At 66.4% G+C, this 11,560-nt stretch carries 12 protein-coding genes; 10 read left to right on the forward strand and 2 right to left on the reverse strand.

Annotation, left to right across the window (positions count from 1 at the left end; all coding sequences use genetic code 11):
* The first annotated feature begins 85 nt into the window (after nt 1-85).
* Nucleotides 86-979, forward strand: coding sequence for an SDR family oxidoreductase (locus tag HV711_RS14210; protein WP_035477666.1), 894 nt, complete (start codon nt 86-88; stop codon nt 977-979).
* A gap of 103 nt (nt 980-1,082) precedes the next feature.
* Complete coding sequence (locus HV711_RS14215) at nt 1,083-2,042, forward strand: alpha/beta hydrolase (protein ID WP_013588344.1); 960 nt, start codon at nt 1,083-1,085, stop codon at nt 2,040-2,042.
* Between the two features lie 4 nt (nt 2,043-2,046).
* On the opposite strand, the gene HV711_RS14220 is transcribed toward HV711_RS14215, so the two are convergent.
* Entirely contained in the window at nt 2,047-2,928 is an 882-nt protein-coding gene (locus HV711_RS14220; protein WP_013588343.1) for an NRDE family protein, read from the reverse strand.
* A 164-nt stretch (nt 2,929-3,092) separates the two neighbouring features.
* The gene (gene ygfZ / locus HV711_RS14225; protein WP_035477664.1) at nt 3,093-4,208 is read right to left on the reverse strand and encodes a CAF17-like 4Fe-4S cluster assembly/insertion protein YgfZ; all 1,116 of its coding nucleotides are present in this window, start codon (nt 4,206-4,208) and stop codon (nt 3,093-3,095) included.
* A 77-nt stretch (nt 4,209-4,285) separates the two neighbouring features.
* Here ygfZ and mltG point away from each other — a divergent pair, with 77 nt between their 5' ends.
* The 8 genes from mltG to HV711_RS14265 all read left to right on the forward strand — a co-directional run bounded on the left by mltG (nt 4,286) and on the right by HV711_RS14265 (nt 11,439).
* A complete protein-coding gene (gene mltG, locus HV711_RS14230) occupies nt 4,286-5,296 on the forward strand; it encodes an endolytic transglycosylase MltG (protein ID WP_013588341.1) in 1,011 nt (336 codons plus the stop codon).
* Nucleotides 5,297-5,917, forward strand: a complete 621-nt coding sequence (gene tmk / locus HV711_RS14235) for a dTMP kinase (RefSeq protein ID WP_035477661.1) — start codon at nt 5,297-5,299, stop codon at nt 5,915-5,917.
* A gap of 93 nt (nt 5,918-6,010) precedes the next feature.
* A complete protein-coding gene (locus tag HV711_RS14240; RefSeq protein WP_028363160.1) occupies nt 6,011-7,045 on the forward strand; it encodes a DNA polymerase III subunit delta' in 1,035 nt (344 codons plus the stop codon).
* A 73-nt stretch (nt 7,046-7,118) separates the two neighbouring features.
* On the forward strand, nt 7,119-7,643 hold the full coding sequence (locus tag HV711_RS14245) for a GNAT family N-acetyltransferase (protein ID WP_035477659.1): 525 nt from the start codon (nt 7,119-7,121) through the stop codon (nt 7,641-7,643).
* Between the two features lie 32 nt (nt 7,644-7,675).
* Entirely contained in the window at nt 7,676-8,467 is a 792-nt protein-coding gene (locus tag HV711_RS14250; protein ID WP_035477658.1) for a TatD family hydrolase, read from the forward strand.
* A gap of 48 nt (nt 8,468-8,515) precedes the next feature.
* The gene (locus tag HV711_RS14255; RefSeq protein ID WP_035477656.1) at nt 8,516-9,256 is read left to right on the forward strand and encodes an ankyrin repeat domain-containing protein; all 741 of its coding nucleotides are present in this window, start codon (nt 8,516-8,518) and stop codon (nt 9,254-9,256) included.
* Between the two features lie 218 nt (nt 9,257-9,474).
* The gene (locus HV711_RS14260; protein WP_013588335.1) at nt 9,475-9,831 is read left to right on the forward strand and encodes a Rap1a/Tai family immunity protein; all 357 of its coding nucleotides are present in this window, start codon (nt 9,475-9,477) and stop codon (nt 9,829-9,831) included.
* A gap of 369 nt (nt 9,832-10,200) precedes the next feature.
* Nucleotides 10,201-11,439 (forward strand): mechanosensitive ion channel family protein, encoded by a 1,239-nt coding sequence (locus HV711_RS14265; RefSeq protein ID WP_035477655.1) that lies wholly within the window; start codon nt 10,201-10,203, stop codon nt 11,437-11,439.
* Nucleotides 11,440-11,560 lie beyond the last annotated feature (121 nt).

Below are 11,560 nucleotides of genomic sequence, written 5' to 3' on the forward strand. Positions count from 1 at the left end.
GCGAGCGAGGCGCCTGTTGCGCCGCCCATCGAGCCGCGTAGGCAAGCGAGCGTGGACAAAAAACAGCTCATCACGGAGTCGACGGATGTTCGAAATTGTAGGGAAGGTCGCGGTCATCACCGGCGCGGCGAGCGGCTTTGGCGAGGCGTTCGCGCACAAGGCCGCGGCGCTGGGCATGAAGCTCGTGCTCGCGGACGTGAACGCCGACGCGCTGGCACAAACCGTCGAAGCGTTGCGCGCAGCCGGCGCCGAGGCGATCGGCGTGCCTACCGACGTGTCGAGCGCGGCGCAGGTCGAGGCGCTCGCCCACGCCGCGCTCGACGCATTCGGCAGGGTCCATCTGCTGTTCAACAACGCGGGCGTGGGCGCGGGCGGCTTCCTGTGGGAGAGCTCGGCGAACGACTGGGCGTGGGTGTTCGGCGTCAATGTGATGGGCGTCGCGCACGGCGTGCGTGTGTTCGCGCCGATCATGCTCGCGCAGAACGAGCCGGCGCATATCGTGAACACGGCGTCCGTGGCAGGTCTTTTATCGCCGCCCGCAATGGGCGTGTACAACGCGTCGAAACACGCCGTGGTGTCGCTCACCGAGACGCTTTATCACGACCTGCAACTCGCGCAGGCCGGGCGCGATGCGACGAGCGTAGTCGGCTGTTCGCTGCTGTGTCCGGCCTTCGCGCCGACCGGCATTGCGCATGCGGAGCGCGCGCGGCCCGCGGAGCTGCGCAACGACAACCAGCCGACGCGCTCGCAGATCGCCGCCGGCAAGCAATTGCAGCGCGCCGTGCGAGCCGGCAAGCTGAGCGCGGCCGAGGTCGCCGGGCTCACCTTCGACGCCATCGCAAAACGGCGCTTCTACATCGTCACGCACCCGGCCATCATGGCGACAGTCAGGCTGCGTCACGCGGATATCGAGCAGTTGCGCGATCCGACCGACCCGATGTCGCTGAAGCCGGAAGTCACGCGCGCGGCTGCCGACTGAAGCCGATGCCGCGCTTGACACTGCACATGACACGGCACCTGACACCGCGCGCCATGCCGCGCGTTTTTTCAACCTCCCGCGCCTCTTCGCCGTTTCACCTCACATGCCCTTGAATCCGAAGATCGAGCAGGTGCTCGACATGATCGCGCGCGCCAAGCGCCCGAAGCTCCACGAGATGACGCCGCAAGCGGCGCGCGCGTCGTACGAGAAAAGCGCGCCGATTCTCGAGATCGCGAGCGCGCCGATGTTCGCCGTGGAAGATCTGCGCATCCCGACCCGCGACGGCGCGACGATCGGCGCGCGCCTTTACCACGCGCAGGCGCCGAGCTGGGCCGAGCCCACCGCGGCGCTCGTCTACTACCACGGCGGCGGCTTCACCGTGGGCAGCGTGAATACGCACGACGCGCTTTGCCGGATGTTCGCGCGCGACGGCAAGTGCGCGGTGCTCTCGGTGGATTACCGGCTCGCGCCCGAACACAAATTCCCGACCGCCGTCGACGACGCTTTCGATGCGCTCGCCTGGCTGCACGGGCACGCCGCGGAATTCGGCATCGACCATGAACGGCTCGCGGTGGGCGGCGACAGCGCGGGCGGCACGCTCGCGACGGTCAGCGCCGTGCTCGCGCGCGACGCCGGTATAGCACTCGCGCTGCAGTTGCTGATCTACCCGGGCACGACCGGCTATCAGCAGACCGATTCGCACTCGCGTCTCGCCGACGGATTTCTGCTCTCGGGCGAGACGATTCAATGGTTCTTCGAGCAGTACGTGCGCGGCACGCGCGATCGCGACGACTGGCGATTCGCGCCGCTCGACGGCACGCGCGGCGCACCGGATTTCAGCGGCCTCGCGCCGGCATGGATTGCGACCGCCGAATACGATCCGCTGAGCGACGAGGGCGACGCCTATGCGGACAAACTGCGCGCCTTCGGCAACGCCGTGACGCTTACGCGCTATCCCGGCATGATTCACGAGTTCTTCAAGATGGGCGGCTTCGTGCCCGAGGTCGCGCGCGCGCATGAGGATGCCGCCGCGGCATTGCGCGCGGCATTCGGCGTGGATTGAAGGATCAGGCGATGGCGCGCTCGACGTTGAACGCGAAGCTGCGTTCGAAGTCGCCGGGTCGCACGACGCGGTGCGAGCCGTTGTCGTCGCTGCGCTCGGCCACCGCCACGCTGACCATTTCGCCGTTGGCGACGACTCGCAGCGCCGTCGTGCCGCGCGTTCCGTACTCGGGCGTTTCGATGAATGCCGCCGACAGCGCCCGTTCGCGCTCGAGCGGAATGCCGGTGGACGGCAGCTCGGCATCCGGCGCGACGCGCGGGTCGCGCATCAGGTCGATCAGACGCTCGAGCGGCGGCATCGCGTTGCGTGCGAGCAGCGCGCCCAGCTCGCCACGCTTTTTGACGAGTTTCGGCCACGCGGTGTCGAGAATCGCATTCGAGATGCCGTGCGTGCCCGGCGCGAGCAGCGCGGGCGCGAGATTCGCGCGATTGCAGTACCAGGCAAGTTCGCGACGCGTCCAGTCGCCGACGAGCAGATTGAAACCGTTGTAAATGTCGCCGGTTCGCGCGACGCGCTGCAGATAGGCGAGCGGCGTCTCGTGTTCAGCGGCGCTGTCGCTGCGATTGTGGTTGCCATTCCCCCCGCCGTTCGCCGCGGCGTTTCCGCCCACGAGCCAGTCGCTCACGAGCGTGCCGCGGGTCGGTGCATCGGCGCGCATTTCGTGCGGTGCCCGATAATTGGTGAGCGCGGCAAAGCGGCCGTCGCGCGACATGCCGAGCCACGTGCCGCCGCCCACCAGATCGCGGCCGGCCAGCACGCCCCGGGCGTCGTCCCACCAGCCGATCGGCTGAGCCGTGCGCCGGAAGAATTCGTCGCGATTCGCGGCTAGCGTGAACAGTGGGCCGTCGAGCGCATCGGGTCGCCAGTCGAACACGATCAGGCACATCGGGGATGTCTCCGGTTTATTGGATCGGAAAGTCGCGTCTGAACTTGCGGTCTAGCTTGCGTCAGATCGCAAGGGCGAACAGCAAACCAGGCGAGGGCGCCAGCGAAAAGCGGCGCATGCGTCGACCGCAACTCGCCGCTGGGGTGGGTACGGCGAGGCGCCGCTCAAACCTCGGTCGGCAGGCCGTAGGGCAGCGCGAGAAAGCGCAGCGCCGGGCCGTCTGCGGCGCCCAGATGCACGGAGCCGCCTTCCAGCGCCGCGAGCTTGATCTCCACGAGCACATCGACGCCGCCGTCCCGCGCCGACGCGGCGTTCACCACGATGCCGCAGGGCTGGCCCGGGTCGTCGGAGTGAAAGAGTTCGGCGCCCGCCTTCACGCTATCCAACTCGCCAGCCACGGTGGCGAGCGAGGTGCGCCGCTTGATCGTGCCGCGGTACTGGCTGCGCGCCACCACTTCCTGGCCCGGGTAGCAGCCCTTCTTGAAGTTGACCGCGCCGAGCACGTCGAAATTGACCATTTGCGGCACGAACTGCTCGACCACCGGCTGCGTGATGCGCGGCTCGCCCGCACGAATGTCGAGCCAGTCCCACACCGCCGGCGACACCTGTTTGAGCTTTTCGCCGAGCGCGGGCAACTGCGCTTCGATTTGCGCCTTCGGCCCGATCCACAGATAGCGCAGGCGCTCGCAGGCGTCCGGCACGCGAATCAGCGAGCCCGCCGCGCCGTCCACCTTCACGTGGACGCCGTCCGGCAGCGCGTCGAACACGCCGGAGAGCGCCTTGCGCACGTCGCCCGCGAGACCGATCACCGCCAGCTCGCCGCTCGCATCCGCGAGTTTTGCCTTGGCGCGCAGGATGAACATGGAGAGCCGCTTCTGCACCGCCGCCTGCACGTCTTTCGAGACCAGCAGACGGATCGCGTCGCCGCTGCGCCAGGTCAGGAAGGAGGCCAGCAGGCGGCCCTTTGCCGAACAGTAGCCCGCGAGGCGCGCGTTGGCGGCATCGAGGTGCTGCGTGTCGTTCGTCAACTGACCGTGCAGGAAGCTCGCGGCGTCGTCGCCCGTGGCGTCGATCACGCCGAACTGCGTGAGCACTGCGTAGGCGCCGTGCTGGAGGACGGCGTCGAACTCATCGGCTGAGGGGCGCGGGAGCACCGGCAGCGCCGCCGCGGCCGGGCTCGACGGGGCGCCGGCCGCGGGGGTGCCTGAAGCTGCGCCTGCGGGGTTGCCTGCGAGGTTGCCTGCGGCGTTGCCTGATTCAGTAGCGAGCGGTGTGTTCATGGATTCCGGGAACAGTCAATTCTGACTTTGGCTAAGGCAAACAAGTATTATATGCAGTCCAACCCAGTCACGTTTTCATGTCCCTCTTCAAGAAATGTTTGATCGCCGGTTCGACTGTCGTCGTGCTGGCCGCAGCCGCGATTGCTGGCGGATACCACTGGGCCACGAGCCCGCTCGAGCTGAATCCCGCGCAACTCGACGTCACCGTTAAGCCGCACAGCAGCCTGCGCAGCGTCACGTTGCAGCTCAATCGCGGCGGTGTGCCGGTCGAGCCCGAACTCTTCGTCATCATGACGCGGCTCCTCGGCCTGCAAAGCGAACTGAAGTCGGGCAATTACGAGTTCAAAACCGGTGTGACGCCGTACGAAGTGCTGCAGAAAATCGCTCGCGGCGACGTCAACGAATACGTGGCGACCATCATTGAAGGGTGGACGTTCAAGCGCATGCGCGCCGAGCTCGATGCGAACCCGGCGCTCAGGCACGACAGCGTCGCCATGAGCGACGCGCAGCTGATGAGCGCGATCGGCGCGCCCGAGGCGTCGATCGGCAACGGCGAGGGGCTGTTTTTCCCGGACACCTATCTGTTCGACAAGAACACGAGCGACCTCGACGTCTACCGCCGCGCTTATCGTCTGATGCACGCGCGGCTCGACGAGGCATGGCTCGCGCGCGCGCCGAACCTGCCGTACCGAACGCCATATGAGGCGCTCATCATGGCGTCGATCATCGAAAAGGAAACCGGCAAGAAATCCGACCGCGCCATGGTGGCCGCTGTGTTCGCGAACCGCCTGCGCGTGGGCATGCCGCTGCAGACGGACCCCACCGTGATCTACGGCATGGGCGAGGGCTACACCGGCCACATCCGCAAGAAGGACCTGCAGACGGACACTCCTTACAATACCTACACCCGCATGGGCCTGCCGCCCACGCCGATCTCGCTGCCCGGCGTCGCCTCGCTGCAGGCGGCGATGAACCCGGCGCAAACGAGCGCGTTGTACTTCGTCTCGCGCGGCGACGGCAGCAGCATCTTTTCCGACACCCTCGGCGATCACAACAAGGCCGTGGACAAATACATTCGAGGGCAATAAATGGCGCGCGGCAAATTCATCACGTTCGAAGGCATCGACGGCGCCGGCAAGACGACGCACCTGGCCTGGTTCCGCGAGCGGCTCGAGCAGAAAGTGGCGGCCACCGGCCGCTCCGTCGTCATGACGCGCGAGCCGGGCGGCACGCCGCTCGGCGAGCAGATTCGCGAGATCGTGCTGCATCAGAAAATGGATCTGGAAACCGAGGCGCTGCTGATGTTCGCGCTGCGCCGTCAGCATCTCGCCGAAGTGATCGAGCCGGCGCTCGCGCGCGGCGACTGGGTGCTGTCGGACCGTTTCACCGACGCCACGTTTGCCTACCAGGGCGGCGGGCGCGGGCTGCCGCGCGACAAGCTGGAAACGCTGGAGCGCTGGGTGCAGGGCGGCTTCCAGCCGGATCTGACCGTGCTGTTCGATCTCGCGCCGGAAATCGCCAACGAACGGCGCAGCGCGGCGCGCGACCCCGATCGCTTCGAGAGCGAATCGGCGGCATTTTTCGAGCGCACGCGCGCCGAATATCTGCGCCGCGCGGAAGAAGCGCCTTACCGTTTCGCTATCATTGACTCTTCGCAGAGCATTGCGCGCATTCAGAAACAGCTTGAAGAGCTGATGGTAAGCCTTTGATTATCCGCTGATATAACAGCGGTTCATGGTCAACGAAAAGCTCGCGCAACGCACGAGACAACGCTCTCAACAGTTTGATTTTAAAGACGAATAATGATTTATCCGTGGCAAGCCGATGACTGGAGCCGCCTGCAACAATTGCGCGGCCAGTGGCCGCATGCGCTGCTGCTGCACGGCCAGGCGGGCATCGGCAAGCTGCGCTTCGCGCAGCACCTCGCCCAAGGCCTGCTGTGCGAGGACCGGCGGGAGAACGGCGAGCCCTGCGGCGCGTGCGTCGCGTGTAACTGGTTCGCGCAGGGCAATCATCCCGACTACCGTATCGTCGTGCCCGAGGCGCTGGCCGCCGAGGCCGGCCTCGGCAACGGCGCCGAGGACAAAGCGGAAAAAGCCGACGGCGACGAGGGCAAGAAAACGCGCGCCCCCAGCAAGGAAATCAGGATCGAGCAGATTCGCGGCTTGCTGGACTTCGTCGGCGTGGGCTCGCACCGCGGCGGCGCACGGGTGGTCGTGCTGTACCCGGCCGAAGCGCTGAACGTCGCGGCGGCCAACGCGCTGCTGAAGACGCTGGAGGAGCCGCCCGCGGGCGTCGTGTTCCTGATGGTGTCGGCACGGATCGACCGGCTCTTGCCCACTATCATCAGCCGTTGCCGCCAATGGCCGATGAGCCTGCCGGCGCCGCAAGCCGCCACCGAATGGCTTGCCGCGCAAGGCGTGGAAGAGGCACCGGCGCTGCTCGCCGAGGCGGGCGGTGCGCCGCTCACCGCGCTCGCGCTTGCCAGCGACGAAAACCGCGCGTTGCGCGACTGGACGCTCAAGCAACTGGCCGCGGGCCCGCAGTGCGACGCCTTCGCCTGCGGCGAGGCGCTGCAGAAGCTGCCGGTCCCGCTCGTGCTCGGCTGGCTGCAGCGCTGGATGTACGATCTGCTGGCTCAGCGCACCGCCGGTGCGCCGCGCTATTTTCCGCAGGCGTCGGCGGCATTGACGCGTTGCGCGGCGCAGGCCGACGCCAGCGCGTTCGCGCGCTTCATGCGGACCGTCACGCGGCAGCGCGCGGTCGAGAATCATCCGCTGAACGCGCGGCTCGTGTTCGAGGAACTGTTTCTCGGCTACCGCGAGTTGTTTGCATGACGCGGCGCAGCCCGGCCCGCGTCGCTTTCATCTTTCTCCGTCAGCCGTCCTTCATTCAAACGCCGACAGCACCATGAGTCTTTCTTACCGCGATGCCACGCTCGACGATCTGCCCGCCATCGTCGCCATCTACAACTCGACGATCGCCTCGCGCCAGGTGACCGCCGACCTGGAACCGGTCAGCGTCGAAAGCCGGGTGGCGTGGTTTCATGCGCACGGGCCGCAGAAACGCCCGCTGTGGGTCGTGGAAGACGCCGAGGAGCGCGGCCGCGTGATCGCATGGCTCAGCTTTTCGGACTTTTACGGCCGCCCGGCCTATCAGCGCACCGCCGAAGTCAGCATCTATCTGGACGAACGCGCGCGCGGCAAGGGCCTCGGCAAGCAGATGCTGGCGGCCTCGCTCGCGGTGGCGCCGGCGCTCGGCATCGACACGGTGCTCGGCTTTATCTTCGGCCACAATGAGGCGAGCCTGCGGCTCTTCCGCGGGTTCGGCTTCGACACGTGGGGGTCGCTGCCGCGCGTGGCCGTGCTGGACGGCGTGGAGCGCGATCTGGTCATTCTCGGCAAGCGGCTCGACGCGCCGCGCGCAGCCGGCTGACCGCCTCACGCATCCCATTGCAGGACATCACTATGTTTGTCGATTCGCACTGTCACATCAATTTCGAAGGACTCGCCGACCGCCTGCCGCAGGTGCTCGAAAACATGCGCAGCCACTCGGTCACGCACGCGCTGTGCGTGTCCGTCGACCTGGAGACGCTGCCGTCCGTGCTCGATATCGCGAGCCGGCACGAGAATGTGTACGCGTCCGTGGGCGTGCATCCGGACCACGAGCACATGCGCGAACCGAGCGTCGCCGAACTGGTCGAGCTCGCCAAGCATCCCAAAGTGGTGGCGATCGGCGAGACCGGCCTTGACTATTACCGTCTGGAAGGCCGCTCGATCGCCGATATGGAATGGCAGCGCGAGCGCTTTCGCACGCATATCCGCGCGGCGCACGCGACCGGCAAGCCGCTCATCATCCATACGCGCGCGTCGTCGGACGATACGCTGCGCATCATGGCCGAGGAGCGCGCGAGCGAGCCGGGCGGCGTCATGCATTGCTTCACCGAGCCGTGGACGGTGGCCGAGCAGGCGCTTGCACAGAATTTTTACATCTCGCTGTCGGGCATCGTCACGTTCAAGAGTGCGACCGACGTGCAGGACGTGGCGCGCCGCGTGCCGCTGGAACGGCTGCTGATCGAGACCGATTCGCCATACCTCGCGCCGGTGCCGTATCGTGGCAAACCCAATGAACCTGCGTACGTGAGTTATGTCGGACGTTTCATCGCGCAGCAACGCGAGATGACGGACGCGGCGCTCGCCGCCGCGACGACGCAAAATTTCTTCCGCCTTTTCAAGCTTCCCGCGCCTGTTGGCGCCTGAAGAAGGTGCTAAAAATCAATAGGATAGGGCCGAGCCCTAAAGTAAAACATGATGAATGATTCGACGTTGACTCACGCACCGCACACCGCAAGCACCCAAGCCTTGGTGGGCTCCTCGATCCGCCGCGGCTTCTCGCGCGTGGCGCTGGCCGCGACTCTCGCGTGCGCCGCGCTGAGCTCGCTGATCGCCGCGCCGGCTGTGGCCGCGCCGATCGACTCGCTGATCAAGTCGGTCAAATTCGACGATGTCGACGGCGTCAAAAAACTCCTCGCCAAGGGCATGGACCCGAACAGCGTCGACAACCAGGGCATGCCGCTCCTCGTGCTCGCCGCGCGGGAGAAGTCCGACAAGGTCGGCGCCGTGCTGCTTGCGAATCCGAAGACAAACATCGAGATCGAGGACAAAGCCGGCGAAAACGCGATGATGATGGCCGCGCTGAACGGCGACCTCGACTTCGTCAAGCAGTTGATCGCCAAAGACGCCGAGGTCAACAAGAAGGGCTGGGCGCCGCTGCACTACGCTGCCGCGAACGGCCACGACGACGTCGTGAAACTCCTGCTCGACCATTCCGCCTACGTGGACGCCGGCTCGCCGAACGGCACCACGCCGTTGATGATGGCCGCGCGCGGCGGCCATGTGTCGACGGTGAAGCTGCTGCTCGACAACGGCGCGGATCTGACCGTGAAGAATCAGATCGGCATGACGGCGCTGGATTTCGCGAAGACCTACAAGGAGCCGGACGTGGTCGAGGGCCTGAGCGCCCGGCTGCAGCAGATGCAGCAGAAGTGACGCTGGCGCAGAGGCTCTACGCGGTTTGCGCCGCTTCCTGCCTCAATGCGCTGCCCGAAGTTGTCCGAACTCATCGCCTGCACTTATTGGCTGAAGATAGCGGCTGCCGCCTGCTGCCGCAGGCTAAAACAGTGCAGAATGACGACTTTGGCGCGCCTTGCGCGCGCCGTCCGATGCGGCAACAGACCGCCTGATAAACGACCCTGGAAAGGAACACCATGCTGCGGGCCTTGATTTTCGCCAGCGCGTTTGCCGTACCGTTGTCGGCGGCCGCGTTTACGGGAGGTGACCTCAACAAGCTGTGCACGAAGACCGACGTGGCGTCGCGCAGTGCGTGCGCCGCCTATATCGAAGGCGCCGCCGACGGCATCTTCAATACGATCGACGCGATCGGCGGCACCACCGGGCCGCGCGTCGGCCAGTACTTCTGCTTGCCGCAAGATGCACGTTCGGCGCAACTGACGGATGCGGTGCGCAAGTACATCGCCGAAAATCCGATCGTGGCGGGCTACAACGCGAGCACGGCGATCTCGCTCGGGCTCGGCAAGGCGTTTCCCTGCAAAAGCGGAAATTGATGTAAGTTAAGGCGCGCCGGTCGGCGGGTACCTGACAATTCCTGGTACTTGCTGCCGGTACCGCGCGCGGCCGGCAACCGTTCAGCGTGTTCTTCCACGCATGTGTGCCGATTAGTCTGACCCGTGCGCTGTATGTGCCGTATCTGCCGCATGTCGCGCACACATTCAACAGAAGCCGGCGCACCGCCGTTCGCGGTCGCGGCCGGCTCAAAAGCGGGGCGCATGATTTGACTGGCGAGCGCGTCGAGCGCGCTTCGCCGCGCTCACGAGAGGCGCCGCCCGGTTTGATCTCGGGGCGCACATCACTTCTGTGTCGGCGCTACGCGCTGCCGGCCTGTCCCTATTCAAGCGAGGAGGAAACTGTCCTATATGGCTTTTCTCGATCGACTCGACCAGCTGGACCACATCGCTGAAGCGCCGTTGCACAGCTGGCCCGGCGCGTTGCTGGTCACTGTCCTCGCCGTGCTGATCGGCATTGGCGTGCACCGCGTGGGCGCGCGCGTCGTCACGCGGATCGCGCGGCCTTATCCGCTCACGAGCGTGGTGCTGCGCTATATCGACAAGCCGTCGCTGTTCGTCGTTCTGATTCTGGCGCTGGAAGCCGTATGGTGGGAGGCGCCGGACGCGCTCACCTTCATCGCGCCGCTGCGCGACGCCGCGGCCATTGCGCTGATCGGCGCGCTGACGTGGCTTTCCGTGCGTTCGGCGGCCGCCATCGGCGAGGCGATCATTCAGGCCCATCCGCTCGATACCGCCGACAATCTGCACGCGCGCCGCATCCACACGCAGGCAAGGGTGCTGGCGCGCTCGGTCATGTTCGTGATCGTGATTGTCGGCGTCGGCGGCGCCTTGATGACGTTTCCGAATGTCCGGCAGATCGGCGCGAGCCTGCTCGCCTCCGCTGGCGTGGCCGGGCTGGTCGCCGGTATTGCCGCGCGCCCGGTGCTCGGCAATCTGATCGCGGGTTTGCAGATCGCGCTGTCGCAGCCCATCCGGCTCGACGACGTCGTCGTCATTCAGGGCGAGTGGGGGCGCATCGAGGAAATCACCGGGACCTATGTGTCGGTGCGCCTGTGGGATCAGCGGCGCCTGATCGTGCCGCTGCAATGGTTTATCGAAAATCCCTTTTCGAACTGGACGCGCAGCAGCTCGCAGATCATCGGCACGGTGTTTCTTTATGTCGATTACCGGATGCCGCTCGCCCCGCTGCGCGAGGAGCTCGCGCGCATCGTCGAGGCGGCGCCCGAGTGGGACCGGCGCGTACAGGTGCTGCAGGTGACAGAAGGCACCGAGCGCTCCATGCAGTTGCGCGCGCTCGTCAGTTCGCTCGATTCGGGCCTGAACTGGGACTTGCGCTGCCGTGTGCGCGAGGGGTTGATCGACTTCATCCAGAAGCACTATCCGCAGTATCTGCCGCGCACACGCGCCGAAGTGTCGGCGGAACTGGAGAACGGCAAGGGCGAGCCGCTCGACTGGGTGCCGCGCGGCGCGCGCGCACCGGCTGGCAGCACGGCGGCGCATACCGAGGCGGACCCGGTGGCGAGCCGTCCGGGCCCCGGCGCGGCGCCCGCGGTGCCGTTGCGCGATGAGGCGAAGGAAACGGCTTAGTAGGCCGTAGGGGTTCGCGCGACCTTGCTGCTAAAAGGCGAAGCCCGGCCACGAACGGGTGGAGCGGGCGGCCGGAACAGGCTGAAAGTGACCGCCGCCGCCCTTCGAGACCTGGCCGATT

The sequence above is a fragment of the Paraburkholderia phenoliruptrix genome, from assembly GCF_902859825.1.
Classification (GTDB): Bacteria; Pseudomonadota; Gammaproteobacteria; order Burkholderiales; family Burkholderiaceae; genus Paraburkholderia; species Paraburkholderia phenoliruptrix.

Excerpts from the sequence above, each read along its gene's own strand:
- HV711_RS14210 (WP_035477666.1), top strand. The coding sequence starts at position 86 with ATGTTCGAAATTGTAGGGAAGGTCGCGGTCATCACCGGCGCGGCGAGC.
- HV711_RS14215 (WP_013588344.1), top strand. The coding sequence starts at position 1,083 with ATGCCCTTGAATCCGAAGATCGAGCAGGTGCTCGACATGATCGCGCGC.
- HV711_RS14220 (WP_013588343.1), bottom strand. The coding sequence starts at position 2,928 with ATGTGCCTGATCGTGTTCGACTGGCGACCCGATGCGCTCGACGGCCCA.
- ygfZ (WP_035477664.1), bottom strand. The coding sequence starts at position 4,208 with ATGAACACACCGCTCGCTACTGAATCAGGCAACGCCGCAGGCAACCTC.
- mltG (WP_013588341.1), top strand. The coding sequence starts at position 4,286 with ATGTCCCTCTTCAAGAAATGTTTGATCGCCGGTTCGACTGTCGTCGTG.
- tmk (WP_035477661.1), top strand. The coding sequence starts at position 5,297 with ATGGCGCGCGGCAAATTCATCACGTTCGAAGGCATCGACGGCGCCGGC.
- HV711_RS14240 (WP_028363160.1), top strand. The coding sequence starts at position 6,011 with ATGATTTATCCGTGGCAAGCCGATGACTGGAGCCGCCTGCAACAATTG.
- HV711_RS14245 (WP_035477659.1), top strand. The coding sequence starts at position 7,119 with ATGAGTCTTTCTTACCGCGATGCCACGCTCGACGATCTGCCCGCCATC.
- HV711_RS14250 (WP_035477658.1), top strand. The coding sequence starts at position 7,676 with ATGTTTGTCGATTCGCACTGTCACATCAATTTCGAAGGACTCGCCGAC.
- HV711_RS14255 (WP_035477656.1), top strand. The coding sequence starts at position 8,516 with ATGATGAATGATTCGACGTTGACTCACGCACCGCACACCGCAAGCACC.
- HV711_RS14260 (WP_013588335.1), top strand. The coding sequence starts at position 9,475 with ATGCTGCGGGCCTTGATTTTCGCCAGCGCGTTTGCCGTACCGTTGTCG.
- HV711_RS14265 (WP_035477655.1), top strand. The coding sequence starts at position 10,201 with ATGGCTTTTCTCGATCGACTCGACCAGCTGGACCACATCGCTGAAGCG.